Raw genomic sequence first — 25,753 nt, forward strand, 5'->3', positions numbered from 1 at the left:
CCTATCGCTGGCGCTACCGCCAGTGATAAGGAGAGCGATAGGCGGCGCCGGAGCGCTCGCGGCGCCACAGGGGAGCGTCGGGCAACTCCTCGTCACCCACCTCGTCCCGCTGCGCCAGTACCGAGCACAACACGACGGTGAGCGCGGCCAGCTCTTCCTCGCTGGCCGACCCGCGCTCGATCCGCAGCGCGAGCTTCCCGGTGTCCGACTCGACCATTGCCCCTCCTCAGGTCTCGGGCCACCGTCGGACACCCGGCTCAAGGACCGCTCTCGCCTCGCTCGAGACGGGCTCAGGATCGGGTTCGGCGCGATCGGCGCAGCCGGGAAGGACCCGCTCCGCAAAGGCCCTGACCGCGGACCCGGCAGGTGCCTCGCCCGTGCGCGCCCCAGGTTCTCGTGCGACCATGAGGCCAATAACAGACCGCTTCGCTGGTTTTAGGGGAGCGGTCGGCCGTAAACGGAGCGCGGGGCCCGGACGGGGGACGGGCCCGGGCCGGGGTGGGCCGGCGGCACGTCGCGCGCCTGCTGCCCGATCCCCGAGTGTCCCTGGACGCCCGGCTGCACCGGCCGGAGTCGTCGGTGCCTGCGGACGGGTGGGACGCCGCGCTCATGGCGGCCTTCGGGCGCGCGGCCGTCCCGTTCCGCGCAGCCGGCGCACCTACGGGAGGGCCGGGCCGCCCGGGAGGACACGGGCGCCCGGACCATGGGGGTGCCGCCGGGACCATGCGGGTGCGCGGGCCCGCCGGGCACGGCGTACGGGGCCGGGGGGTCAGAGCGCGAAGCTGCTGCCCGCCGCGGGAATCACCAGGCGCTCGGCCGTGCCCGCCTTCTCGAAGGCTGCGCTGACGGTCTCCTGACCCTCCGTGAAGTGCTGCCAGCCGTCCTGGTGGACCGCGAGCACCTTGCGGGCGCCCAGCAGCTCGGCCACCTCCACCGCCTGCTCGGAGGTCAGCGAGAGCAGCGTCGGGCCGAACGGGGCGAGCTGCGCCGCGCCCACGTGCAGGACCGCCAGGTCGACGCCGGCCCCGCCGAGGCGCTCCGCGAGGGCCCGCACCGGCTCCAGGGAGACGTTGTCGCCGCTGACGTACACCGTCGGCAGGCCGTCACCGCCGAGCAGGAAGCCGGTGACGGCGCCGAGCATCGGCTCGGTCCCGGCCGGGCCGTGCTGCGCCGGGACCGCGGTGACCACGAGCCGGCCCCCGTCCGGGCGCTCCAGTACGTGCTCGGCCCAGGGCGCCAGCCCCGTACCGCCGACGCGCTCGGCGGACTGCTCGGTGGTGAGGACCAGCGCGACCTCCCCGAGGAAGGCGCGCCCCGCCCCGTCGAGGTTGTCGGGGTGCTGGTCGTGCGACAGCAGGACGGCCGCCACCGGGCCCAGCTGGTCGGTGGTGAGCGCCGGACCGGCGACCTTGTGCAGGGCGACCGGGCCCAACTCGTACGAGGAACCGGCGGTGTCGAAGGTCGGGTCCGTCACGAACCGCAGCCCGCCCAGGTCGATGACCACGGTGGGGCCGCCCACCGTGGTGACGGCGAGCTGCGCGGCGGTGTTCTCCGTCATGGAACTGCTCCTTGAAAGATGGGACTCGAACGCTGAGGCAGGTGATCGACCATGTGGACGTGCGCCGCGACGTACGACTTCCGCATCCCCGTGCCCGCTCCCTGCTGATCCAATTGCGCCCCTGACGGGGGCCATTGAAACACTTCGGGTAGTCAGCCGAACGGATGATTCTCCCCGTGGAGGACGGGCAGAGCCGCAGGCCGGGACCTACGGGAGCGTCTCCCGCGCCGCGGACGACGACATCGGCCCGCCCTCGGACCGCTCGGTCTTGTGCCCCTTGCTGCCCGGCGCCAGCGTCTGCGCGTCCACGGCCTCCGCCGGCGCCCCCGTCGCGTACAGCCCGTCCGGGGCGGTGTCGCGGTCGTGCGGCAGCAGCCAGAACACCCGCCGGCGAAACGTCCCCGAGGAGCGGGACGGTTTGGCCCCCGGTCCCAGCAGCGCGTAACCGACCATCCGGCCGTCGCGGTGGTACGCGGGCCTGCCGCGCCGGGTCGGCAGCCGGTCCAGGCTCTGCCGGACGTAGTCGAGCCCGCTGATGTCCTCGAGCCAGACGAAGTCCACTTCGTGGACGATCTCGTCCTCGGCGATGAGAGCGCTCATGCTGTCTCCTCGTCCGCGAGCAGGCCGATGCCCGGGTAGTACTTGCGCTGGTTCGACAGGATCATTTCCTTGGGCGACGCCAGCCCCACCACCTCACGGACGCGCGCCGCGAAGGCCCGGGAAGAGATCGCGGGGGCGCCCTCATGCTGGCACCAGCCCCTGTAGGCCGCGTAGAGCAGCGCCTGCTCCGCCCGCAGGTCCGGCTCGAACCGGCAGGTCTCGCCGATGAAGCGCCCGGTGTGGTCCTCGGTCTCGGCGTACGCCGTGGTCGCGATGCGGACCCGCTCGGGGCCCGAGAGGTCCTTCTCGCCCCCGAGGTAGCGCCGGGCGCCCTCGATGAGCCAGTTGAGGATTCCCGGGCCCTCGTGGGTCACCAGGATGTCCGCCAGATTGTCGATCTTCCGCTCGTCGGAGACGACCCGCTCGAACGGGATCAGCCGCATGCGCCGCCAGAACGCGAAGCCGCCGGTGCCCACTTCGGGCCGGTGGTTTCCCAGCAGCCACAGCTTGTGCGTCGGCTCGAAGCTGAAGAAGTCCTGACGCATCCGGCGGGCCTTGATGCGGTCGCCGCCCGTCAGCAGCTTGACGCGGGCCTCGTCGAAACGGTCGCCCGGCTTGACCTCGCTGCACACGATGACCCGGCGCCCGTGCAGTTCGGCGAGGTCGGTCGGGTGGCCCTCGTACGGCCGCGCCATCAGGAACCCGGGGGGCGCCGCGTCGGCGTAGTCGCCGAGCAGCTTCATCAGCACGTCCAGCAGGACGGACTTGCCGTTCTTGCCGGAGCCGAAGAGGAACGGCATCACCTGAGCGCCGACGTCCCCGGTGACGGAGTAGCCGAGCAGCAGCTGCAGGAAGTCGATCATCTGCGCGCCCTCCGGCCCCTCGCCGAAGGTGTCGGTCAGGAAGCGGTTCCAGCGCGGCGTGGGCATCGGCTGCGGCGCGGCCGACGTGGAGCGGGAGTGGAAGTCCTTCGCGGGCTCGGCGGGGCGGATGTGACCGGTGCGCAGGTCGACGACGCCGGCCGGCGTGCACAGCGCGTACGGATCGGCGTCCAGCAGCGCCGCGTTGAGCACCATGCCCGGGGCGGACTTCGCCTGCGTGAGCATCGCGTTCATCCCGCTGGTGCTGAGCGCGCGGCGGCGGTGCTGCGCGAGCGAGAGCGGGGTGTAGACCCCCTGGGGGTCGGTGGTGGCGATGCTTTCCGCCAGGTCGCCCGCCGCCCACACGACGGTGTCGTCCTCGTCGATCTGCCAGCGGGTGCCGTCCCAGCGGAACCAGCCGATGCCGGGGACGTGCCGGTAGTCGTTGCGGTAGAGCTTGACGAAAAGTTTGGCGTTGCCCCGGTCGGTGAGCGTGTCGGGCAGCAGTCCTTGCGCCGTGGCCTCGCCGTCGGAGCGCGGGGCACCGCCGGCGCTCGCACCCTCCGCTTCCCCGGTCTTCGCCTGCTCCCCGGACTCCCGGGCGGCCGGGACGGGCTGCGCGAGGATCTGCGCGGCGACCGCCCGGACGTCGAAGGCGGACGCCGTGACGGACACCGTGCTCTCGTCGTCCACTCTCATACGCGGCCTCCGGGGGACAGCGGGCGCGACCGACCCGCGTGCAGACCACCACGGATGATGGCGCGACATCGGCCGTCCTGCCCGGGACGGGCGTGCTCGGCCGCCTCCCGCAGGGCCCGCGTGGCAGCGGCCTCGGTCACGTGCCCCGCCGCGACGAGTCCGCCCGCGGTGTACGCGGCCCGGTTCAACTTCTCGGAGAAGGCCGCTCCTTCGGGCACCGCCGCGCACGCGGCGACCTCGGCCAGGACGCCTGCCAGGACCCGCTCCGAGACACCACGGCCGCCGCCCGCCGCGATGACCGCCTGCCGGGCGCGCGGTGGTACGGGCCGGGGCCCCGCGGCGGCGCGAGCGGGAGCGGCGGGCAGGTGCCCGGTGCGCTCCAGCTCCCCGGCGAGCCAGGACGGCAGGGGGGCGGGTTCGCGGGCGGGTCCCACGGGCCGGTAGACGCCCGCGCGGGTCACGGTCCCGGGAGCGACGATGTACCCGCCGCAGGCGCGGACATCGACCTGCCAGGCGAGGGCACGGGCCCCGCCCGAGCCGGCGGAGCACTGCCAGCGGCGGCCCTCGTCGTCGTTCCGGTACCAGACGTGCAGGCCCCCGGACGGCGTGCGCACGCGCAGGGTCGAGGAGTCGTCCGCCGGGCTCGTGACGCCGCGCAGGGCGGCCAGTACGCCCAGGGTGTGGAATCCGTTGGCCAGTCCGGTCAGGTCGATCCCGGCGGAGATGGCGACGCCGGGCAGCAGACGGTCCCGGCCGGGCAGCTCCCGCTCGTGCGCGTCGATGTCGATGACGACCAGGCCCGCGGGCCCGCAGGCCACGCCGACCCCGTGGCCGGGGCGCGCGCCCCACCACTGCTCGATCAGGTCCAGGTCCAGCGTGGCCGCGTGGAACCCATGGCACCAACGGCCCGCCCGCAGACAGTCGCACGCTCCCCGGTCGTGTCCGGGCGCACGGCACGCGGTGCAGTTGCCCACGGGGGTCTTGCGCCCCGGGGCCAGAGGATGAACCGGCCAGCCCCTGCGCGCACACCACCGGGCGACCGCCGCGGCGCTCGTGAACTGCCCTGGGTCGCTGCGCGAAACCCGCAGCTCAGCTGCCATTACTTCCCCCGTCAGCGACTGAAGCGACTCACGCCCAAAATCACACTAGCGAAACTCTCGTGGGACGAGAGATCCATGACCCTGAACAGTTGTACGCATTCACGGGGCGCTCCAGCGACCGAGCGACCCACCGCACAGCGATCGAGGATCGTTCAGTCGCTGCTGGAGTCGCTCACAAAACACCAGGTCACAGACCCGCGCACAGCGAAACAGCGACCGAAGCGACTCAAGGTCCCCATATATGACGCACACACACGCACAGGCGCACGCGCCAATGTCTCCATATACCCGGACCGTGAGTCGCTTCAGTCGCTGTCCGGCTCACGAAACCGGTCCGACCTGGGGTTTTCCCCTTCCGCGCGCAGCGACTGAACGGTCGCTGAGTCGCTGCGCTTCAGCCGTCGCCCGCTCGAGCCCTCCTGCCCCCGGTCTTGAGCGGGTGACGAGCAGCGACTCAACGCCCGGGACCGCCCCTCACGGGGTTCCGCTTCCGGCTCCGCTTCCGACTCCGCTTCCGGGGACACCCACACCCGGGCCGGATCCGTTTCGCCTCACCCCTGGAAAAAACAGCGTAGCCGGTCTATTTTCTCTACCCCACGGTGACCGCGCGCGAAGGGGGCATCACTGTGAGGGAGTTGTGCACGGTGCGGACGCAGGCCGTTTTTGCGGTCGGGGGAGGCCCCCCGTGCCGGCGGCCCGTCTCCGGACCGCCGGTCATCCGACGACGATCAGGCCGCCTCGGCGTTCTCGTCGCGCAACCTGATGGCCGCCTCGCACACGCGCTCCGCGCGTTCCGGGGCGAAGTCGAGGCGCACCAGCACTCCGGGCATGGCGATCGCGGTCATCAGCGTCCGCATCAGGTCGGTCACCCGCTCCACCATGTCCGCGTGCCCTGTCATGATCTTCGAGAGCACCTGGACGCCCGTGAAGCTGCCGGTGAACATCTTGGCGGTGCTCTCGATGTCGACGTGCGGAAGGAGTTCCCCGCACTCCTTCGCGCGGGTGAGCAACTCCGCCGTGTGGTCGATCCACCCCTGCATGGGGATGCGGCGGTCCAGGCCGTCGATCGGGGAACCCTGGTCCACCGTCAGCCGGATGCTGCCCCGGACCATCGGATCGCCCTTGCTCAGCAGGTAGGCGAGGACCAGCGCCTCGTCCAGGTTCCGCTGCAGGAACAGTTCCGTTTCGGGTACCGGCGGCAGGGCTCCCACCTGGCCGGCCAGCACGGCCTGGGCGAGCTCTTCCTTCGCGGTGAAGTGGAAGTAGAGCGCCCCCTTGGTCACCCCGGATCTGTTGAGCACCTCGGAGATCGTCGCGGCCTCATAGCCGACCTCGTCGAACAGCTGTGCCGCTGCGACCAGGATCTTCTGACGTGTACGAATGGCTCGCTCTTGCCGCGCCATACACCCTCCGCTGCCATCCGAGCCAGAACAAACCGCGAGGTTCGCACTCTCCCGTGCTTACATGACGTGACCGGCTTGTCACCGTCCGAGATCATCCCTGTTCAGTCTAATTCTGACCAGGTACCCCTGACTATAGCGTCAACATTTCGCAAGAACAAAACCAGGTCACCGGTTTTTACCCGAACCCCCTTGTAAACAAAACCGGTTAGTTCGTATCTTTGGCCCCTGCCGCAACCTGCACTTCGGTTCCTGATGGGGGATGTTCCGATGTCCGCACTGACGCTTGGGTACGCGGAAACCTTTCGAAGCAGCACGGGCGGTGGGGGTGACCACCCCACCACCCCGATCAGCCTTCTGCCTGTTCAGCCTGTTCAGCCGAGCTCGACCAAGCCCGGCCCCAGGTCTGCCACTCGGGAACTGACCCACCTGCTCTTCGACCGCGACGACCGTGAGCGGGTCCACGGGGGCTGGCGAAGACTCCTCGCCGGCTCGCTCTTCCCGTACCTTCCGGACCTCACTCCGGCTGAGCGGACGGCCGTTTCCTACGACCGTCTGCGCCTGGTCAACAGCACGGTCGGCGACCCGACGGCGCTGGCGCACGACGCCCGTCTGCTGGCCGGGCTCCACGAGTGGGCCGGGTTCGTGGACGGCGGCCTGTGCACCCTGGCGAGCATCCACTACAACCTCTTCATAGGGAGCCTGCTCGACCACGACCGCTACGGACGGGACCTGTCCGCCTTCACCTCGATGCAGCGCATCGGGACCTTCCTCTGTACCGAGATGGCACACGGCAACGATGTCGCCTCGCTGCAGACCGTGGCCGTCTTAGACCCGACGACCGGGGGTTTCGTCCTCAACACCCCCAATCCGGGTGCGTGCAAGTTCATGCCCAACACCAGCCTCATCGGCGGCCCGAAGACCGCGGTGGTGGCGGCGCGGCTCATGGTCGACGGCGAGGACCAGGGCATCTTCCTGTTCCTGACCCCGCTGAGCAACGAGGACGGGCACCTGCCGGGGGTCACCGTCCGCCAGCTGCCGCCCCGCACGGGAACGCCGGTCGACCACTGCCTCACCTCCTTCGACCACGTATGGCTGCCGCGCGAGGCCATGCTGGAGGCCGACCACGGTCGGCTGGACGAGGACGGCACGCTGACCAGTTCCCTGGGGAACCGGCGCAAGCGCTTCCTGCGCTCCGTCAACCGCGTCACCATGGGCAAGCTCTGTATGAGCGCCGGGACCCTGGGCATGGCCCGGGCCGCCCTGGCCATCGCGGTGCGCTACGCGCACCACCGGCACGTCAGCGGCCCGAAGACCGGACAGCGCATCCCGGTGGTCAGCCACCGCAGCCACCACGGCCGGCTGCTGCACTCCCTCGCGAACGCCTACGCCATGACCTTCCTGCACCGGGCGGTGATGGACCGCTTCGTCGCGCACGAGGAATCGGAGCGCGAGGAGGTGGAGCGCATGATCGCCATCGCCAAGGGCTGGATCACCTGGCAGGCGCGGGAGATCACCACCGAGTCCCGCGAACGGTGCGGCGCACAGGGCCTGTTCCCGGTGAACCGGATCTCGGACCTGCCCGGGAACATAGAGGGCGGGATCACGGCGGAGGGCGACAACCTGGTGATCTGGGTGAAGGCCGCCGCCGAGATGCTCTTCGAGAACCAGCCGGACCCCCTCGCCTCGGACACCCTGCCGGCCGGGGAGCGCGACCTCACGGACCTGCGCTTCCTGCGCGACCTGCTCGCCTCCGTCGTGGGGACCTGGCAGACGCGCGCCCGCACCGCGCTGCGCCAGGGACCCTCCGGGGACCCGATCGGCCGCTGGAACGAGTCCTCCGGCGCCGCGCTGGAGATGGTCTCCGCCCATGCGGGCCGGATGGCTGCCGACGCCTTCCTGGACGCGGCCGAGCAGGCGACCGATCCCGCGACCCGCAAGCTGCTCACGAACCTGTGCTGGCTGTTCCTGCTCCAGCAGCTGCGCCAGCACACCGGCGACCTGCTCGCCGAGCAGCGGCTGACGGTGCAGCACGTACTCGGGCTGCACCAGACCATCGACACCGTCCTCGCGGAGCTCGCCCCGCACATGATGACGCTCGTGGACGCCTTCGACCTGCCGGACGAGTTCCTCGCCGAGGTCCCCATCGCGAACGCGGACTACCTCGACCACTACCGCAGGACCGCCACCTCCTGACCCGGCCACCGCGAGTCGCGCCGCCGACTCGCTGCTCGCGGTGCACGGGTAGCGCAGAATTCGCGCGACACGGCAGGACGGCTCTGGAACGCTGCGGCCATGACCTTCGCACTCGACGCACCGGTCCTGGACGGCACGCTCGTACGGCTGGAGCCGCTGGAGCAACGCCACGCGGCAGACCTGGCCGTGGCCGCGGAAGAGGACCGCGGCTCCTACGGGCACACGTGGGTGCCCACCGCGGACCGGGTCGGGGCGTACATCGATGCCCAGCTCGCCCGTCGCACCGCGGGGAAGCTGGCCCCGTACGCACAGGTGGAGCGGGCGTCGGGGCGAGCGGTCGGGGTCACCGCCTACTGGGACCCGCGGCCGTGGCCGACCGCGGAGGGACTGTATGCGATCGAGGTCGGTTTCACCTGGCTCGCGGCTTCGGCCCAGGGCTCGGGGCTGAACACCGAGGCCAAGTACCTCCTGTTCCGGTACGCGTTCGAAAACTGGGGCGTGGCTCGGCTCGACCTGAAGACGGACGCCCGCAACGCCCGTTCCCGCGCCGCGATCGAGGGGACCGGCGCACGCTTCGAGGGCGTGCTCCGCAACTGGTCCCGGTCGTGGGCACCGGGCGAAGACGGCCTGCTCCGCGACTCCGCGATCTATTCGGTCACCGCGGCGGAATGGCCCGACTGCCGCAAGCTGCTCGAGGAGCGGATCGCTCGCATCGCCGGACGCCGGCGGGCCGGGGCGTGCCCGCCCGCCCCGGCGCGGCCCCCGTCCTGACGTCAGGCCGCGGGCGCCTGCGGCCGGTTGCGGGGCAGCCAGTGCTCCGCGTAGGCAACGGCGTCGGCCAGGGCGAACAGCCGGACCTCCGCGCCGCCCACCTTCCCCCGTAGCACCGGGCGCTCCTCCTCGAAGGCCGCGCCCAGCTCCTCGAAGTCGTCCGAGGAGACCGAGGTGTCGCGCACCGTGATCCAGCGTCGGCCCTGCGGGGTCGTGACCGCGAAGGAGTTGTCGACCTGCGGCGTGGGAACCCGGTACTCGGCCAGGTGGAACGCCGTGCAGGACTCGAAGCCCGCGCCCAGCAGCAGGACCCGCGCCCCGGCTTCCTCCAGCCGGGCGAGCGGGCTGCGCTCGCCGAGCCGGCAATCCGGCGCGTGGCCGTCCGTGATCGTGGCAGCGCGCGGGCCCACCGCGGCGAACGAGGTCTGCGGATGGCCGCTGCGCAGGGCGCCCGGCCAGGTGCGGACGGCCTCGGGGACCGCACCGACGCCGCGGGTGGGCGTGGTGCGTGCGTCGAAGGGGGGCATCGAGGCACGGATCTCCGCCCACCACGCCTCGGGCACCGGCGGGTTCCCCCACTCCGCCGGATCGGAGTTGTCGCCGGAGTGCGTCGGCACGACCAGGGTCCCCGCGTCGCCGAGGGCATCGCGCAAGGCCGTGACCACTGTGGCGGCGCCGCCGCAGACCCAGCCGAGCGAGCTGAGGGAGGAGTGCACGAGGAGGGTTTCACCGGGGTGCAGACCGATCCCGCGCAGCTCGGCGGCGAGCGAACCGCGCGTACAGAGGGGCCCGGCCTGAAGGTTCATGGACACAAGGGGTCAGTGTCGGGGGCCCCGCTCCCCCGCACCACCGAATTCCCGGACGCCGGGCCCGCCCCGGTCATCGTGGGCTCCTCCGGCGTCGGGCCACGGCGAAGGCCGCCAAGCCGGCGGCGCCCAGGGCGACGGCCGTGCCCGCGAGCCAGGGTGCACGCCCCGGGGCCGGTTCGGCGGCCCGGTCCCGGCATGCGGGGCGGTTCGGGTCGGCGGGCCCCGCCACCCGGTAGCGGGCCCAGACCTCGTCCCTGCCTGCCCAGCGGACCTCGTACAGCCCCGGCCCTGCATCGCAGCGGATCATGGCTGCGGCCGTCACGACCGCCTTGGCCCCGCGCATGACGGCCTTGCCGGTGAACCCGGGCGAGGTGAGGGTGTCGCCGTACCCCGCCGACGCGTCGGAGGCCGTCGGCGTCACCTCGTCGCCGGGCCGGAAGGTCCGTACGTCCCAGGGCGACTGCGGCCAGGAGCGCCCGGCGGGCCAGTGCTCCTCCGGCTGTTCGGGGGGAAGGGCCGCGACCTTCCCGGGGCAGGCCTCGCGCTCGGCCGCGCCGATGTCCGCGACCTCGACGCTCACCCAGGGCTCGCCCCGGGTGCCCTCGGTGGGCCCGCCGGGGCCGGTCTGCCGGACCGGGTAGACCCCCGGAGCGGTGTCGCAGGCCACGGTGGCCACGGCGGTGATGACCGGATCGTTCATCCTCAGTGTTCCGGGTCCTACGAAGATCTCGGAGACCACCCGGTTCCCGTTCTTCCCCGGCAGGGAGGCGGGGAGCGTGAACGTGAGCCGCTCTCCGGGGTGCGCGGACAGCCGGGCCCCGGCCGGGAGCGGGGTGGGCTGATCCGCCGTCCGGACCGCGAACGCGGTTCCCGCCGACGGCATCAGGAGCAGCGCCAGCGCGGCGACCCCACCCGCGGCGATCTTCGTCCTGCCCATGTGGTCTCTTTTCTTGTCTATCGACGATCTTGTGGCCCGGCTGGTCCGACGCTTCGGATTTCGCCCTTCGCGCGGTCACCCCGTACAGAAAGTAAGTTCTTTGAGATCCAGATGGTTCACCGCCTTCGCTGTCGGCGTGATGGCGGCCGCGGTGGGTAGCGGTCCCGCGCTCGCCGCGACCGTCCCTCCGAGCACCACCGCCAAACCCGGCGCCACCGCCAAACCCGGTACCACCCCGAAGCCGAGCTCCACACCGAAGCCCGGTGCCACCGCGAAGCCGAGTGGCACCGCGAAGCCCCGCACCACCCCGCCCCCGCCGTCGTCCTCCGCCAGGGTCAGCACCGAAGAGGCGTTCTGGACGGCCGAGCGCATGGCCGCCGCCGTGCCCGTCGACGACGCCCGGGGCCGGGGTACGACCGGCGGACCGGCCGGCCTGCAGAACAGGACCCTGTCCGCCGCTCCGTCCGGCACCCCGACCGGCACCTACTTCGACGGCATGCCGATGGTGGGGACCTTCTTCTACCAGGAATCCGACGTCGGCAAAGCCGACACCTCCTGCACCGGCAGCGTGGTCCGCAGCGCCGGCAAGAACATGGTGCTCACGGCGGGCCACTGCGCGGACGACATGGCCGGCCCGAAGAACCACGCCATCTTCGTGCCGCAGTACCGCCACGGCAAAGGGCCCGGCGCCCAGCCGTTCGGGATCTTCCCGGTCAAGGCCAACGGCGTCTACATAGACCCCCGCTACGAGTCGAACAGCAAGGCCGCCATCTCCGACCTGGACCTCGCCTTCGCCCTGGTCGAGCCGAACACCCGGGGGAGCATCGAGAACGTCACGGGGGCGCTGACCTTCACGCCGGGGAGCGGCTACGAGCACAAGGTCACCGTCGTCGGATACCCGTCCGCCTCCAGCGTCAACAAGGACCACAAGGCCTTCCGCTGTGATGTGCCCACCACCCGGCTGGGCGGCTTCCGCCAGATGCAGATGCTGTGCAAGGGCTTCTACGGTGGCGTGTCCGGCGGCCCCTGGATCAAGGACTACGACGCGGCCAACCGCACCGGCAAGGTCGTCGGGAACACCGGCGGCTACTACGGCGGCGGCAACGACGCCAACGACTCCTGGGTGACGTACGCGCCGGTCTACGGCAAGGACGCGCAGGACCTGTACAACGACGCCAACGCCGGTCGCGATCCCGGCGGCATCACCCGGCCGCCCTACCAGGGTTCCGCGGACAGCCCCCTGCTGCCCGGTCTCGGAGACCTGTGGACCCATGCCAAGCAGATCGCCTCCGGCGACTTCACCGGCAGTGGCCGCAGCAGCCTGCTCGTCGTCTGGACCGACGGCGAGGTGACGCTCTTCCCGGGTGACGGGAAGGGCGGCTTCCTGCCCGAGCGGCAGCTCGCGGCACCGAACGCGGGCTGGAAGCCGGTCGCCACCATCACCGCCGGCGACTTCACCGGTTCGAACCAGTTCGACCTCATGGTCCGCTGGGACGACGGCCGGATGACCCTGCACGGCGACGTCGGCTCCAACGGCCTGGGATCCGTCACCGAGATGGCCCCCTCCGGATCCGTCTGGAAGTACGCCGCCCAGATCGCCGCCGGACGCTTCAACGCGACCACCTACGTCACCGACCTCATGGTCCGCTGGTCCGACGGGGAGCTCACCCTGTACACCAACGTCGGCGCCGGCACCCTCGGCCAGGAGTACAAGCTCAAGGACCCCGGCGACACCTGGAAGGGCGCGACCCTGCTCACCTCCGGGCAGTTCTCGGGCAACCAGAAGTGGGACCTCATGGTCCGCTGGTCCACCGGCGCTCTCAACAACTACGTCGGCACCACCACCGGCGGCCTGGGCACCGAGCAGCCCGTCCACGGGCCCAACAGCACCTGGACCCACAGCGTGATCATGACCACCGGTCAGTACACCGGTGACCCCCTCACCAACGACCTCGTCATCCGGTGGAGCGACGGCGAGACCACCATGTACAAGGACACCCGGACCAACAGTCTCGGCACCGAGCGCATGCTCGTCCCCCCGCGGGCCTGACCGGGCCCGGACGGGGATACGCACCCGCAGGCCGCTTGTGGGGGAAGAGCGGCCTGCGGGTGGTCGGGGGGGGCGGCGGGTCAGCCGCGGATCCACCCGGTGAAGGCCGGGGCCGACAGCGCGGTGTCCAGGGCTTCGAGGACGGCCGGGGCCGGGGTGTCGTCCGGGGCGGTCAGGGACAGGGTCGCGGAGCGGGTGGTCATGGAGAGGGGGACCACCGTCCACGACAGGGGCAGGCAGGACACGAGGCGTACGGCCGTGGTCTCGGGGGCCGCCGAAGAGGGGGCCTCCTCGGTCATGCTGATGCTGACCGTCAGGTGGGTGGGCATACGGGGCTCCGTAACGTGCCGGGGGTGGGATTCAGCGGGCGGCCGGGACGGGCGCCGCCGGGACCGGGGCGGGCAGGTAGGGCAGGACGGCCGTGCGCGGCGCGGTCAGCGCCGCCAGGACACCTGCGGAGCCGGTGGCCAGGTCCGTGGACAGGCGCAGCAGGTGGTCGCCGAGGAAGCCGGTGGCGTCCGGGTCGTTCTCGTGGGCCACCGCGAACGGTTCCAGGCCGGAGCGGAGTTCGGCCAGAGCCCCGGCGGTGGCCGCCGAACCGTCGTCCGTGCAGGTCAGCGCGGCGAGCGCGCCGGCCCGGCCGGTGAACAGGCCGCAGGCCGGGTGGAACTGGGACGTGAGGTCGGTCAGCAGCGCGTCGTGGACGGCCGTCAGGTACGGGTCCCGGTGCGCGGCGAGGTAGTGGTGGACGGCGATGGCCTGCCCGGCTCCGCCGTGGGCGAGCTGGACCCGGTGCCAGGGGGTGGGCAGCGGCTGCCGGGACAGTTCGAGGTCGTGTACGAGGGCCACGCGGGCGGCGTCGTCACGCCCGGCGGCGAGCAGGAAGAGGGCCTCGCCGCTGGCTCCGCGGAGCAGGCCGGGGCGTTCCTCCAGGGTGGGGCTGTTGACGAGGGCGGCGGCGAGTTCGCGGGCGGCCGCGTCCTCGCCGAGGTGCAGCAGGGCCAGGCCCAGGCCCGCGATGCCGCCGGAGAGGCTGCGGTCGGGGCTGCCGTCGCGCAGGGTGGCGGTGGGCAGCAGCCCGTGCGCCCGGTCGAGGAGGGCGGCGGCTTCGTCGGTGCGCCCGAAGTCGTGGAGGACGCAGGCGATGCCGGCCAGTCCGTCGTAGAGGCCCGGCCGCGGGGTGGTGACGGCGCGGGCGGCGTCCGCCAGCCAGTCGAGGTGGGCCTCGGGGACGGTGATCCCGGCGCCGCGCAGGGCCCACAGGACCCCGGCGGCTCCGTTGGCGATGTTGAGGCCGCCGTCGCCGTGCAGGAACTGGTCGGCGTCGCCGGGGAAGAGGCGGTCTTCGCGCTCGGGGGTGGCGCAGGTCAGGATGCCGGTGGCGATGCGCTCGGGGGTGGCCAGCGGGCCGCCGGCGGGCGCCGGGGCGTGTCCGAGGTCGGCGCGGACCTGGTCGGCGTACCCCTCGGGCACCGGGAAGAAGGCGGCGATCTGGGCGAGGAGGTCCTCGGAGCGGCGGCGGGTGAAGGACATCACCGGGGTCAGCGGCAGGAACAGGCTCAGCCGCAGGCAGCCCAGGGCGTAGCGGTCGACGGCGGTGCCGGTGGTGCCGGCGGGGGCGCAGAATCCGGGGGCTCCGATGGCCTGGCCGGTGTGGCCCTCGATGGGGAGGGTGGTCTCCAGGTCGATGAAGGCGACGGTGCCGTCGGGGCGGATCAGGACGTTGTTGGGGTGCAGGTCGCCGAAGACCAGGCCGCGTTCGTGCATGGCGGTGACGGCGGCCTCGATGCGGTCGAGGACGTCCAGGGCCCAGGCGGTGTACTCGGCCACGGGCATGGCGGTGTCGCGGGCGGTGACCGGGTGGAGCATCGGGTTGCGCTCGGCGGTCTCCTTGGTCAGGGCGTTGCCGTCGACGAACTCCCGTGTCAGGAACCAGTGTTTGGCGCCGCGGCGCCAGTCCAGGACCCGCGGGAACCAGGGCAGTCCGTCGAGGGCGGCCAGCGCGTCGTGCTCGCGGCGCAGCCGCTCCACGGCGTCGGCTCCGGCGTCGTCGAGGCCGGCGTGCGGGCGGCCCTCCTTGACCAGGACCTCGTGTCCGTCCCGGGTGTCGGTGGCGCGGTAGACGCCGCCGCCGTTGGAGAAGTGCAGGGCCTGGGTGATCTTGAAGGGAAAGTCGCCGAGGGAGCCGCCGCGGCTGCGTTCGGCCAGCGCCCGCACCACGCACGGCGGCAGCTCCAGCCAGGCCGGCGGGCGGAAGGAGGGGCCGCGCACGTCGGGGACGAGGTTGCCTTCGGGATCCTCGATGCAGGGCACGGGGGCGCCGTTCGGGCCGGGGCCCAGCTTCAGCTTGAAGCCTCCGTAGCGCAGGTACAGGGGGCCCGCGCCCCAGCGCAGGTCGCTGAGGACGGCCGGTCCGGGGCGGCCTTCGAGGAGGGCGTCGAGCTCGGTCAGTACGGTCTCCAGCTCCGCCTCGTCGCGGGGGTAGAGGGTGATGAACTTGCCGCTGCTGCCCCGGTCCCCGTACTTGCTGTTGCGCAGCATCAGCATCGAGGGGCTGGTGAGGAACTTGAAGAGCAGGGAGCGGGAGGTGCAGTACGCGCTCACGATGTCGAGGACCTCGGGGGCCGTCCGCTCGGTCGCCGAGACGTGGATCTTCCAGCCCTGGCCGGGGAGTTCGAGTCCCGGCGGGGTCAGGACGGTCCACTCCCCCATCGGCTCACGGGTCCACCCGGCGGGGGCCTCGGCGGTGGCCGCCGGGAAGGCGTCGGCGCCGGTGATCGCGGCCGGACGGTCGTAGAAGGGGGTGCCGGGCGGGCAGTGGGCAACGTGTCGCAGGGACATGGCGGGCCTCCGTGGGCGGCGTACGGGAGAAGTCAGGGGAGCAGCGGGCCGAGGTAGGAGACGGCGAACCACTTCCAGAGCGGGTGGTGGCCCGCCTGGACCTCGGCGACGCCGGTGCGGTCCGTGCCGTCCGGCGCGGGGGTGGCGGTGACGCGGTGCAGCGGGTACGCCTTCATCTCCAGCCAGGGGCGGTCACTGGCGACGGGGAGCATGGCGGTGACCGGGGCGAGGACGTCGTGGCCGGTGGGCTCGCCGAGGGTGGCGGTGCCCGTCTGCGGCCGGGAGAAGAGGCCGGAGCGGCGCAGGGTGACCGTGGTGCCCTCGGTGAGGTCGAAGCCGCCGCCGCCCCGGGGGACGAGGAGGCTGAGGCTGCCGTCCCGTTCGGTGGTGTAGCCGGCCGAGACGGTCGCGGGGATCTGTACGAGGGCGGCGGCCAGGGCCAGTCCGGCGGTGGCGAGCACTCCCGCCGCGGCGATGCGGGCGGGGCGGGCGCCTGCCTGGACGGCTTCGCGGACCAGGGTGACGGCGCCCTTGCCGAGGCGCCACAGCAGGTAGCCCAGCGCGCAGACCATCATGCAGGAGCCGGCGATGCCGAGGCGCTGCAGGATCCCGGACCAGAGGGTCAGGGCGCTGGAGACCAGGTACAGCGGGAAGAGCAGGCAGGCGATGCCGTACGGGACGGACCAGCCGCGGCCGGGCAGTTCGCGCTGGTAGCCGCGGCCCCCGAAGACGATCCGGGCGATGGCCCGGCGGGCGTCGGTCATGGCCTTCTCCCGCAGGTGGGAGATGTCCAGGTGGCTCATGAGGGCGAGGTAGCCGTCGAGCTTGACCAGCGGGAGGAGGTTCACCACGCAGACCATGTAGTTGACGAGGGCCACCAGCAGCAGGGTCTCGCGGGCCGGTCCGGCGGGGACGGCGAGGGCCGCGAGGGCGGCGGTCCCGGCGGCGACGGCCTGGATGGCGATGCCGGCGAGGGCGACCTGGACGCGCTGGCGGGCGCTGGGCAGCCGCCAGCCGTCGGAGACGTCGCAGAAGAACGCCGGCGACATGTAGAAGAGCATGAAGCCCATCCGGCTGGGTGTGCCGCCGTGATGGGTGAGGACCGCTCCGTGGGCCATCTCGTGGACGGCGGTGGTGGCGACCACGCCGAGCATCACGCAGGCGTACGCCCACAGGGGCATCGGGCGGGAGAGCGCCTCGCCGAGGGTGGCCCCGCTGGCGGCGAGGGCCAGGACGCCCAGGAGGACGACGGCCGCGGCCGCGCCGAGGACGGCGCGGTGGCCGAGCGGTCGGACCAGCGGGGCGAGGCGGCGCAGCATCCGCTCGGGCTTGACCAGGGTGAACTGGATGGTCAGCGGGCCCGCGAAGCGGACCCTGGCCGGCTTCTTGACGGGCCGTCCGTCTTCCAGGAGGTCGGAGTCGGCGAGGCTGCGGACCGCGCGGCCGATGTGGCCGGGGGTCCAGGGGGAGCCGAGTTCGGCGGCGAGCTGGTCGTGGTCACGGCTTCCGTCGAGGAGGCGGACCAGGCGGGCGAGGTCCTCGCCGGTACGGAAGTGCTTGTGCTCCCCGCGCTGGATCACCCAGGGGGCGTCTTCGGTGAGCGGTTCGCGCACGGCCACGTCGTCGGCGGTGCGGGGCCGCTCCAGATCGGGTGCGAAGGCGGTTTTGGCGGACATGGTGGAAGCACCTCTGCTCAGGGGGGCGGTGAGGACGTGTCCGGTGGGTCGGGGCCGGACGGACCGGTTCTGCCTGATCCGAAGGACACGCCCTTACGCGATGTCGCGGGTGCGGACCAGGTGGCGGCCGGCGACGAAGGCGGCGGCGAGCCAGGCGGCGATGACCGCGTACGCCCAGGGCAGCGACAGCAGGTCGGGCTTCACGTCCCGGTAGACGGAGCTCATCGCGATGGTCAGCAGGTACTTGGAGACCTCGGGGACCAGCCGCTGCAGCCCGGGGTCCACCAGGAGCGTGAGGCCGATCAGGGTGGCGACGGCGCCGGTCTGGTTGCGGACGATCCAGCCGATGAGCGCGCCCCAGGGGGCGGCCAGGGTGCAGCAGGCGAACACGCCGACCAGGATGAGGGCGGTCTCGCCGTCGGCTGCGGCCTCGAGGCCGAAGGGCAGCGGGCCGAGGTAGACGCTCACGGCGCCGAGCGCGGCGGCGATCAGGCCGAAGGCGGCTCCGGCGGCGGTGGCGACGGCGAGCTTCGCGCCGAAGAGGCGGGAGCGGGAGCCGGCCAGGAGCGCGGAGCGCACCATGGTGCCGGAGGCGTAGTCCCGGGTGACGTGGACGGCGCCGAAGACGGCCGCCAGCAGGAACATCATCATCCAGGAACGGGCCACGTCCTGGCCGACGGCCAGGGAGGTGGCCCCGTCGGCGATGGCCTTCTCGCCTCCGGAGACGTATCCGAAGGTGGTGATCAGGCACAGCCAGGCTCCCGCGAGCGGCAGGGCCCACCAGGCGCGGCCGGTCAGGGCCTTCCGGGTTTCGCCGGCGATGAGGTTACGCACGGGAGTAGTTCCTTTCCGGGGTGCGGGTGCCGGTGGCGCCGGCGGTGGGTACGGCCGTGGGAACGGCGGTGGCGGCCGGGTCGACCAGCTCGAAGAAGCGGTCCTCCAGGCGGGCCGCGCCGTGGCCGGTGAGGTCGTCGAGGGTGCCGGCGTAGCGCAGGGAGTGCTGCATGATCACGACGTCGTCGACGGTCTGCTCGAGCTCGGCGAGCTGGTGGCTGGAGACGATGACGGTGCGGCCGCCCAGGGCCAGGGTGCGCAGGGTCGCGCGCAGCCAGCGGATGCCGTCCGGGTCGAGGCCGTTGGCCGGCTCGTCGAGGATGAGGATCTCCGGGTCGGCGAGCAGGGCGGTGGCCAGGGCCAGGCGCTGGCGCATGCCGGTGGAGCAGCCCTTGACCGGGCGGTCGGCGGCGTAGTCGAGGCCGGTGTACTCCATGACCTGGTCGGCGCGGCCGGCGGGCAGGCCCAGCACGGTGCACCAGATGCGCAGTTCGCCGCGGACGGTGGCGCCGGTGACGCCGCCCATGCCGTCCATGCTGACTCCGATGCGGTGGGCCGCGTCGGGGAGTTCGGCGTACGGCTTGCCGAGGATGGTCGCGGTGCCGGCGGTCGGGGTGGCGAGGCCCAGCAGCATCCGCAGGGTGGTGGTCTTGCCGGCGCCGTTGCGGCCCAGCAGGCCGGTGACGCGGCCGGCACGGATGTCCACGGTCAGGGCGTCGACGGCGCGCAGGCCCTTGTACGTCTTGGTGAGACCGTTCAACGAGACGGCCGGGTCGCTGCTGCTCATCGCTGCCGCGTCCTTTCCGGGGTGGGTGGGTGGTGCGGTGGTTCTTCGGGTGCTGCGGGTGCTTCGGGTGGGGCCGAGGGCCGGGCCCCGGCCGGGAGATTCCCGGCCGGGCCCGGTCCGCATCGATCCGGAGTGCGGCTCCACGTCCGTACGTTGCCGCGTACGGGCTGCTGCCGCGGCCGGATCAGGTGGCGATGGTCACCGTGGAGATCGCGATGCCGATGGACACGCCCTCCCAGAAGCCGGGGGCCTCGAGGACCTCGAGCTCCTGCAGGCCCAGCTCCAGGCCGTCCTGCGCGACGACCGCGGTGTTGTCGAACTTCTGCTCGCTCATTGCGTTCTCCTTCGTGTGTCGAGTGGTGGTGTGGTGCGTGGGTGGTGAGGGTGGATCAGGTGGCGATGGTGACCGTGGAGATGGCGATGCCGATGGACACGCCCTCCCAGAAGCCGGGGGCCTCGAGGACCTCGAGCTCCTGCAGGCCCAGCTCCAGGCCGTCCTGCGCGACGACCGCCGCGTTGTCGAGGATCTGCTCGCTCATGGCTGTTCTCCTTCGTGTGTCGAGTGGTGGTGGTGTTGCTGCGCGGTACTGAGGGTGGATCAGGTGGCGACGATGGAGACGATGGAGATGCCGACGACGACACCGCCGGTGGTCCACCAGCCCGGGGCCTCCATGACCTCGAGCTCCTGCAGGCCGAGCTCCAGGTGGTTCACGTCGGCCGCGGGGGCCTCGAACTTCTCGTTCATGACTGGCTCCTTCTCTGTGAGTGGGTGTGCGACGGGGGTGAAGCGGGTGGAGCTGATCCGGGTCGGATCAGGTCATGACCACCGAGACGAGGGAGATGCCGACGACGACGCCACCGGTCGTCCACCAGCCCGGGGCCTCCATGACCTCGAGCTCCTGCAGACCGAGCTCCAGGTGGTTCACATCGGCGGCGGCAACGTTCTCGAACGTGTTGTCCATGACGGTTTCCTTTCGTGGGAAGCGAGGTGGTGCGGTCCCCGCGCCAAGCCGGCGCGGAAGTCTGTGGGTGCGGAGCGGGAGTTCAGGCCGCTTCGCTGAGCAGGGCGTTGACGTCGGCCGCGCGCAGTCCGCCGAGCATCGGGAGGCCGGCGCCCCAGGCCCGTACGGTCCTGCGGGCCACCGCGTCGAGCAGCTGCGGGGTGACGGCGATGTCGCGGGCGATGCCCCAGCGGTTCATCAGGGCGCTGATGCCTGCCACCGGCTCGGCGGGCAGCGGGTCGCCGCTGCTGTCGGCCGAGCGGAGCAGTTCCCAGATCCCCCGCAGGCGGGCGGCGGAGCCGAGCCGGGTGTCGCCGGCGAGGACGGCCCGCCACAGGGCCGGCAGGATGGCCGCGACGGCGGTCATCTTGCGGATGCCCAGGGCGCTGGAGAGTTCGTTGGCGATCATCCAGCCCTCGGTGCTGAACAGGTCCCTGCCGTAGCAGAGCCAGGTGGACTGGGTCAGTCCGCTCAGCCGGGCCAGGTCGGTGCGGAGCGTGGCGTCGGGGGCCTGTCCGTCGGCCAGTTGCCGGGCCAGTGCTCCGCCGAGGCGGACCAGCTGGGTGGCGGCGGTCTGGGCGAGGGCGTCCTCGACGGCTCGGTCGGTCAGGTTGCCGACGTAGGGGCCGACGGTGCGGAAGACCGCCTCGAGGGCTCCTTCGATCAACAGCTCGCCGGGCAGGGTCTCGGTGGCGGCCGGGTCCAGCAGGGCCGCGTCGGGGGCGAGGGCGTCGCCCATGACGAGCCGTTTGCCGCTGTTGTGCGGCAGGCAGGCGACCCGGCTGAGTTCGGATCCGGTGCCGACCGTGGTGGGTACCGCGAGCAGCGGACGGGTGCGGCGGGTGCGCGGGTCCAGGGTGAGCAGTCCGCTGCGGCCGGTGGTGCGCAGGGCCGCGCGGGCCCGCTCGTCCCCGTGGGCCACGGACAGGAGCTTGGCCCGGTCGAGGAGGGCGCCGCCGCCGATGACGGCGACGAGTCCGGCGCCGGCGGTTGCGGCGGCCAGGGCGAGGATCTCGTCCGGGCCTCCGTCTCCATCGGGGACGATGGTGTGGGTGGTGTGTCCCGCCCGGTCCAGTTCCGCGGTCACCAGGGCGGTGATGCGGGAGTTCGCGACGGCCGGGTCGAGGAGCAGGGCGGTGACGGGACGGCTCCCCCCTGCCGGGTGGGCGTCGTCGAAGTCCGCCAGCCAGTCGCTGAGCCCTTCGGGGCCGATGAGCAGCCGGGTGGATCCGGACCAGGCGATGTTCACCGCAGTCCTCCGGAGAAGTTTTCGACTCCGCGGCGGACGGCTTCCATGAGGGCGTCGATCTCGGCGTCCGTCGCGGTGAGCGGCGGCATGATCTGGATGCCGTGGACGCCGGCGTGGACGATGGCGCCCGCCGCCCGGATGGCGGTGATCTGGGCGAGGACCCGGGCCTGCGGGAGGGGTTCGCCGCCGGCCGTGACGATCCGCAGGGAGCGGAAGAGGCCGCGGCCGTCGTGGGAGTCGAAGAGGGGGTGTTCGGCGACGAGCCGGTCCAGGTGGGCGCCGAGGGTCTCGGCGGCGCGCCGGCCCCGGGAGACGGCGTCGAGGCGGCGCATCTCCTCGATGGTGGCGATGATCGCGGCGCAGGTGACGGGGGTGCCGGCCTGGGTTTCGCCGTGGGTCAAGGTGGCGTCGGCTTCGCGGAAGGCGTCGGCGATCGTCCGGGAGACGATGACGGCGGCGGCCGCGCAGGTGCCGTTGGTCAGGCCCTTGGAGGTGACCAGCAGGTCGGGGCGTTCGCTCCACCGCTGGGAGGCGAACATCGATCCGGTGCGGCCGAATCCGGTGGCCACCTCGTCGGCGGCGAGCAGGAAGCCGTGTTCCTCGCGGAGCCGGAAGAGGGTCTGGAGGTACTCGTCGGTGAGGGGGACGGCGCCGCTGCCGAGGACGGGTTCGACGACGACGGCGGCGATCTGGGAGCCCTGGGCTCGCATCAGCTTCTCGATGTCGGCGGGGTCGTTGGGGGTGACGTGGCGCACCAGGCGCTGGTCGACCCCGTAGACCTGCTGGCCGAGGTTCTCGCCGGTGAGGGCGAAGCCGCCGAAGGTCAGGCCGTGGTAGCTGCCGCGCAGCCCCACGATGATCTTGCGCTTCTCGGCGCCGCGCAGGGCGTGGTAGTGCCGGGCGGTCTTCATGACCAGGTCGTTGGCCGCGCCGCCGGAGGTGGAGAAGAGGACGCGGGCGAAGTGGTCGGCTCCGCAGAGTTCCACCAGGGCCTCGGCGGCCTGCCGGGCGTAGGGGTGTTCGTAGCGGAAGACGCTCAGGTACGAGGCCTTGAGCAGGGCCTGGTGGCAGGCCTCGGCGATGTGCCGGTTTCCGTGGCCGAGGTTGGCGTTCCACAGGCCGGAGTCGCCGTCGAGGAGTTCGCTGCCGTCGGCGAACCGTACGTACATCCCCTCGGCGGAGACGGCGCAGATGCCGTCGTCGCCGTGGGCGGAGGGCGGGAGCAGGGAGGTCCACAGGGCCGGGTGGCCGTGGTCGGGAGCCTCGTCCTGTCCGGTCAGGGTGGGCAGGGCGGTGGTCATCACAGGGCCTCGGCTTCCAGGAGGACGTCGTGGTGGCGGCCGCCGCCGGGGATGGGCGTGGTGGAGCGGATGGCGAAGCCGGCGGCTTCGAGTTCGGCGACCAGCAGGGGTGCGGGCATCACGCCGATGGTGGTGGTGGCGACGTGGACGGGGCCTTGGGCCGGCGGGTCCGCGGGGATGACGGTGACCGTGCGGGAGCTGTTGCCCGAGGTCCACTGTTCGATCATCCGGTAGGAGCGGCCGGTGATCTCGCCGGGGGCGAGGATCTCGCTCTCGTCGCTCCCGTCGTCGGCGGCGTCCACCTCGACGGTGGTGAGCAGGAACCTGCCGCCGGGCGCCAGGTGTTCCCGTACGCACCGGTAGAGGCCGGGGCGGGCCTCCGGCGGGAGGAGGGAGATGGAGGTGGTGCCGAGGACGACGGCGCCGAAGCGGCGGCCGAGCGAGAAGTCGCTCATGTCGGCCTGGACGGGGGTGCAGCGGCCCTGGAGGGAGGCCGGGGTGGCGGCGAGCCGGTCCCGGAGCAGTCCGATCATGTGGCCGGAGAGTTCGAGGGCGGTGACCTCGCGGCCGAGGGCCAGGAAGGGGAAGGTCAGCCGGCCGGAGCCGGCGGCCAGGTCGAGGACCGGGCCGGGGATGCGGCGCAGGGTGGTGAGGAGTTCGCGGACCTCGTGCGGGGTGGTGCCGGCGATGTCGTGGTAGACGGGGGCGCCGGCCTCGTCGTAGAGGTCGCACAGGACGGCCCGGTCTCCGAGTTCGGCGACGGCCTCGGCGGCGCGGCCGGTGAGGCCGGTGCCCGCGGCGGCGGGGCTGAGCAGCATGGCGCCCATCAGCGGGTCGCTCCTTCCGCGGCGTCGGGGGTGGCGGTGCGGGGGGCGGCGGACTCGGTGAGGGGCAGTCCGATGCCGGAGAAGTAGGCGGCGACGGCGTCGACGGTGGCCGGGTCGGCGTAGTCGGCGGCGGCCCGGGCGGTGCCGGTGACGAGGAGGGCTTCGGCGGCCTGGGCGGCGTCGAGGGAGAGGGCGATGGTGCGGCGGTCCCCGGGGTGGTGGATCAGGGCCTGTTCGGCGTTGAAGAGCAGCACCGGAGTGTCGCCGGAGGTGTCCTGGGGGGCGGCGTGGGCGGCGAGGGCGGGGACGAGGCGCCCGCCGAAGCCGGAGACGCGGGGCTGTTCCAGGCCTCGGGTGACGGCTTCGCGGATGGCGCCGACGGCGGCCAGGTAGCGGGAGATCCAGGGGCGGGCGGCGAGCCGCTCGCGGCGCAGGTCCTCGTCGAGCACGCCGGCCAGGGCGCCGGTGGAGTCCTCCCAGGCCCGGTGCAGTTCGGCGGCGGGGGTGCCGACGGGGCCGAGGGGTGCGGCGCCGGGGGCGACGCTGACGGCGCCTTCGGCATCGACGTAGAGGCGCAGGGCCGGGCCGTCGCCGTCGCCGTTGCCGCCGAGCGCTCCGAGGTCGGCGAGCTGGACCGAGGGGTGGGTCAGGAAGGCGGAGAACTCGCCGTCGTTCAGGGCCCGGTCGGCGTCTTCCAGGAAGGCCTGGAAGTCGGCTTCCTCGACGATGCGGACCAGGGTGGGCCCGAGGACGGAGAGGTAGGGCGTGATCGAGTAGGCCTGGACCTGGAGGTAGAAGTCGGGGTGCAGGCCGGCCTCCGCGCCGGGTTCGCCCAGGGAGCCCTGCCAGACGATGACCTGGGCGCCGGTGGCCTCGTGCGGCTCGGGCTCGGCGGTCGGTTCGTCCCCGGGGACCAGGACGACGGTGCCGGGGCCGGCCACTCCACTGCCGAGCAGGGCGTCGAGGTGGGCGGCGTCCTCCAGGACGACCGTCGCGGTGAACGGCGGGCGGGGGGCGAGTGCGGCCAGGGGGCGTCCGGTGCCCCACTGCAAGGCGTGGGCCTTGACGGAAGTGAGTGTCATGAACATGCCTAACGTGAGTGCGTGGGTGGACGCGGGCGCCTGATGACGCGGAGGAAGGGGATCGGCCGGGCGGCCGGAAGCCTGAGCGGGTTACGGGCGGGCAGGGGCGCCGGAGCTACGGAGCTGCGGGCGCGGGGCCCGGGCCGCCTCGGGTCAGGAGGCGAGTCCGAGGAGCGTGAGCAGCGAGCGCAGTTCGCGGCTCGCGGCCTGGGCGCCGTACAGCTGGGCCACGCCCGTGACGTTGAGGACGATCTCGTCGACGCCCGCCTCGCGGAAGGCCTCGAGTTTCGCGAGGAGTTCGGCGGGCGCCCCGTAGAGGAAGGCGTCGCCGGCGACCAGGGCCGCGCCCCGCGCACCCTCGTCTTCGGCCTCCGAGCCGGTGGCGGCGGGGAGTTCCACACCGCCGCGCCGGAGCATGTCCTGGTAGTGCGCGGCCTTCAGGTGGTGCCGGTTGGAGGCGAGGGCGAGGCGTACGGGGTCCCGGTCGGGCGCCGCCAGGGCGATCGGCACCATGGCCACCACCTTGGGCGCCGGCCGGTCCGCGCTCTCGGCGCTCTTGCGCACCTCGGGCACGATCGTGTCGGCCAGGTAGCGGGCCGGGGTGAGCCAGCAGATCGCCGCGTCGGCCACCTCGCCGGCCACCCTCGCCATGCCGGGGCGCAGGACACCGAGGCCGATCTCGACGGGTGGTCCGGGCACCGGCGGGAGCAGCGCCTCCTGGTGCAGGTACTCCCCGTCCAGGACCGCGTCCGTACCGTCGAGGGCGGCGCGTACGGCGGTCAGGTACTCCCGGGCGGCGGTGAGCGGGCTCCGGTACGGGGCTCCGAGCAGGGCCTTCTGCACCGCGGGGGCTCCCGGCCCGTAGCCGGCGAGGACCGGCTGCCCCGTCATCAGCGCGAGGGAACGGGCCTGGAGGGCGGCCTCCGTGGGGTGGCGCAGCGGCATCAGGGTCACTCCGAGCCCGACGGGGACCCGGAATCCGGCGCCGGCGGCGTGGGCGAAGGCCTGGTGGGTCTCGGTGACCAGGCTCTGTCCCTGCCAGAGGCGTTCGGCCCCGGTCCAGTGGACGAGCCCGGCGAAGGGCAGGAGCTGCTCGGGGCGGCTCGGTACGAAGGGGACGAGCACCGAGTAGGCGGTCATCGGACTTTCTCTCCTTGTGCTCGGGGGCCGGGAGT

Annotated in this window: 25 protein-coding genes; 3 read left to right on the forward strand and 22 right to left on the reverse strand. The window is 72.6% G+C overall.

Annotated features, from left to right (window positions below):
- Positions 1-13 precede the first annotated feature (13 nt).
- The 6 genes from ACFYM0_RS27740 to ACFYM0_RS27765 all read right to left on the reverse strand — a co-directional run bounded on the left by ACFYM0_RS27740 (position 14) and on the right by ACFYM0_RS27765 (position 6,220).
- Positions 14-217, reverse strand: a complete 204-nt coding sequence (locus ACFYM0_RS27740) for an acyl-CoA carboxylase subunit epsilon (RefSeq protein ID WP_388506065.1) — start codon at positions 215-217, stop codon at positions 14-16.
- A 552-nt stretch (positions 218-769) separates the two neighbouring features.
- A complete protein-coding gene (locus tag ACFYM0_RS27745; RefSeq protein ID WP_388506066.1) occupies positions 770-1,558 on the reverse strand; it encodes an MBL fold metallo-hydrolase in 789 nt (262 codons plus the stop codon).
- Between the two features lie 207 nt (positions 1,559-1,765).
- On the reverse strand, positions 1,766-2,158 hold the full coding sequence (locus ACFYM0_RS27750) for a DUF6009 family protein (RefSeq protein WP_388506067.1): 393 nt from the start codon (positions 2,156-2,158) through the stop codon (positions 1,766-1,768).
- On the reverse strand, positions 2,155-3,717 hold the full coding sequence (locus ACFYM0_RS27755; protein ID WP_388506068.1) for a phage/plasmid primase, P4 family: 1,563 nt from the start codon (positions 3,715-3,717) through the stop codon (positions 2,155-2,157). The genes ACFYM0_RS27750 and ACFYM0_RS27755 overlap by 4 nt, the downstream gene beginning before the upstream one ends.
- Positions 3,714-4,817, reverse strand: a complete 1,104-nt coding sequence (locus ACFYM0_RS27760; RefSeq protein WP_388506070.1) for a bifunctional DNA primase/polymerase — start codon at positions 4,815-4,817, stop codon at positions 3,714-3,716. Before ACFYM0_RS27760 ends, ACFYM0_RS27755 begins: the two co-directional genes overlap by 4 nt.
- A 728-nt stretch (positions 4,818-5,545) precedes the next feature.
- Positions 5,546-6,220 (reverse strand): ScbR family autoregulator-binding transcription factor, encoded by a 675-nt coding sequence (locus ACFYM0_RS27765; protein WP_388506072.1) that lies wholly within the window; start codon positions 6,218-6,220, stop codon positions 5,546-5,548.
- A 267-nt stretch (positions 6,221-6,487) separates the two neighbouring features.
- On the opposite strand from ACFYM0_RS27765, the gene ACFYM0_RS27770 reads away from it, so the two are divergent.
- Complete coding sequence (locus ACFYM0_RS27770) at positions 6,488-8,413, forward strand: acyl-CoA dehydrogenase (RefSeq protein ID WP_388506074.1); 1,926 nt, start codon at positions 6,488-6,490, stop codon at positions 8,411-8,413.
- A 99-nt stretch (positions 8,414-8,512) separates the two neighbouring features.
- Complete coding sequence (locus tag ACFYM0_RS27775) at positions 8,513-9,184, forward strand: GNAT family N-acetyltransferase (RefSeq protein WP_388506076.1); 672 nt, start codon at positions 8,513-8,515, stop codon at positions 9,182-9,184.
- 2 nt (positions 9,185-9,186) lie between these two features.
- On the opposite strand, the gene ACFYM0_RS27780 is transcribed toward ACFYM0_RS27775, so the two are convergent.
- Both ACFYM0_RS27780 and ACFYM0_RS27785 read right to left on the reverse strand, forming a co-directional pair.
- The gene (locus tag ACFYM0_RS27780; RefSeq protein WP_388506078.1) at positions 9,187-9,990 is read right to left on the reverse strand and encodes an aminoglycoside N(3)-acetyltransferase; all 804 of its coding nucleotides are present in this window, start codon (positions 9,988-9,990) and stop codon (positions 9,187-9,189) included.
- Positions 9,991-10,063: 73 nt separating this feature from the next.
- Positions 10,064-10,930 carry a hypothetical protein gene (locus ACFYM0_RS27785; protein ID WP_388506080.1) on the reverse strand — a complete coding sequence of 289 codons (867 nt, stop codon included), beginning with the start codon at positions 10,928-10,930 and terminating at the stop codon, positions 10,064-10,066.
- A 100-nt stretch (positions 10,931-11,030) separates the two neighbouring features.
- On the opposite strand from ACFYM0_RS27785, the gene ACFYM0_RS27790 reads away from it, so the two are divergent.
- Positions 11,031-12,980 carry a trypsin-like serine protease gene (locus ACFYM0_RS27790; RefSeq protein WP_388506081.1) on the forward strand — a complete coding sequence of 650 codons (1,950 nt, stop codon included), beginning with the start codon at positions 11,031-11,033 and terminating at the stop codon, positions 12,978-12,980.
- Between the two features lie 80 nt (positions 12,981-13,060).
- On the opposite strand, the gene ACFYM0_RS27795 is transcribed toward ACFYM0_RS27790, so the two are convergent.
- From ACFYM0_RS27795 to ACFYM0_RS27860, 14 genes are all read right to left on the reverse strand, one after another.
- Positions 13,061-13,309 (reverse strand): hypothetical protein, encoded by a 249-nt coding sequence (locus tag ACFYM0_RS27795; protein ID WP_388506083.1) that lies wholly within the window; start codon positions 13,307-13,309, stop codon positions 13,061-13,063.
- Positions 13,310-13,340: 31 nt separating this feature from the next.
- A complete protein-coding gene (gene lanKC, locus ACFYM0_RS27800; RefSeq protein WP_388506084.1) occupies positions 13,341-15,821 on the reverse strand; it encodes a class III lanthionine synthetase LanKC in 2,481 nt (826 codons plus the stop codon).
- A 32-nt stretch (positions 15,822-15,853) separates the two neighbouring features.
- Complete coding sequence (gene mpaP / locus ACFYM0_RS27805) at positions 15,854-17,497, reverse strand: daptide biosynthesis intramembrane metalloprotease (protein ID WP_388506086.1); 1,644 nt, start codon at positions 17,495-17,497, stop codon at positions 15,854-15,856.
- A 93-nt stretch (positions 17,498-17,590) separates the two neighbouring features.
- The gene (locus ACFYM0_RS27810) at positions 17,591-18,331 is read right to left on the reverse strand and encodes an ABC transporter permease (RefSeq protein WP_388506087.1); all 741 of its coding nucleotides are present in this window, start codon (positions 18,329-18,331) and stop codon (positions 17,591-17,593) included.
- Positions 18,324-19,118 (reverse strand): ABC transporter ATP-binding protein, encoded by a 795-nt coding sequence (locus ACFYM0_RS27815; RefSeq protein ID WP_388506089.1) that lies wholly within the window; start codon positions 19,116-19,118, stop codon positions 18,324-18,326. Before ACFYM0_RS27815 ends, ACFYM0_RS27810 begins: the two co-directional genes overlap by 8 nt.
- 184 nt (positions 19,119-19,302) lie before the next feature.
- Positions 19,303-19,452 (reverse strand): daptide-type RiPP, encoded by a 150-nt coding sequence (locus ACFYM0_RS27820; RefSeq protein ID WP_327257905.1) that lies wholly within the window; start codon positions 19,450-19,452, stop codon positions 19,303-19,305.
- A gap of 55 nt (positions 19,453-19,507) precedes the next feature.
- Positions 19,508-19,657, reverse strand: a complete 150-nt coding sequence (locus ACFYM0_RS27825; RefSeq protein ID WP_250744242.1) for a daptide-type RiPP — start codon at positions 19,655-19,657, stop codon at positions 19,508-19,510.
- 59 nt (positions 19,658-19,716) lie between these two features.
- Complete coding sequence (locus tag ACFYM0_RS27830; RefSeq protein ID WP_243336478.1) at positions 19,717-19,863, reverse strand: daptide-type RiPP; 147 nt, start codon at positions 19,861-19,863, stop codon at positions 19,717-19,719.
- Positions 19,864-19,930: 67 nt separating this feature from the next.
- Positions 19,931-20,080 carry a daptide-type RiPP gene (locus ACFYM0_RS27835; protein ID WP_250744243.1) on the reverse strand — a complete coding sequence of 50 codons (150 nt, stop codon included), beginning with the start codon at positions 20,078-20,080 and terminating at the stop codon, positions 19,931-19,933.
- 82 nt (positions 20,081-20,162) lie between these two features.
- Positions 20,163-21,368, reverse strand: coding sequence for a daptide-type RiPP biosynthesis dehydogenase (mpaC, locus tag ACFYM0_RS27840; protein ID WP_388506092.1), 1,206 nt, complete (start codon positions 21,366-21,368; stop codon positions 20,163-20,165).
- Positions 21,365-22,669 carry a daptide-type RiPP biosynthesis aminotransferase gene (mpaD, locus tag ACFYM0_RS27845; RefSeq protein WP_388506094.1) on the reverse strand — a complete coding sequence of 435 codons (1,305 nt, stop codon included), beginning with the start codon at positions 22,667-22,669 and terminating at the stop codon, positions 21,365-21,367. Before mpaD ends, mpaC begins: the two co-directional genes overlap by 4 nt.
- Positions 22,669-23,496: a daptide-type RiPP biosynthesis methyltransferase gene (mpaM, locus tag ACFYM0_RS27850; RefSeq protein WP_388506095.1), complete on the reverse strand. Its 828-nt coding sequence runs from the start codon at positions 23,494-23,496 to the stop codon at positions 22,669-22,671. The genes mpaD and mpaM overlap by 1 nt, the downstream gene beginning before the upstream one ends.
- A complete protein-coding gene (gene mpaB, locus ACFYM0_RS27855) occupies positions 23,496-24,578 on the reverse strand; it encodes a daptide biosynthesis RiPP recognition protein (RefSeq protein WP_388506096.1) in 1,083 nt (360 codons plus the stop codon). Before mpaB ends, mpaM begins: the two co-directional genes overlap by 1 nt.
- A gap of 153 nt (positions 24,579-24,731) precedes the next feature.
- Positions 24,732-25,718: an LLM class flavin-dependent oxidoreductase gene (locus ACFYM0_RS27860; RefSeq protein WP_388506098.1), complete on the reverse strand. Its 987-nt coding sequence runs from the start codon at positions 25,716-25,718 to the stop codon at positions 24,732-24,734.
- Between the last annotated feature and the right edge of the window lie 35 nt (positions 25,719-25,753).

Origin of the sequence: Streptomyces sp. NPDC006487, from assembly GCF_042870555.1 — a bacterium.
Classification (GTDB): Bacteria; Actinomycetota; Actinomycetes; order Streptomycetales; family Streptomycetaceae; genus Streptomyces.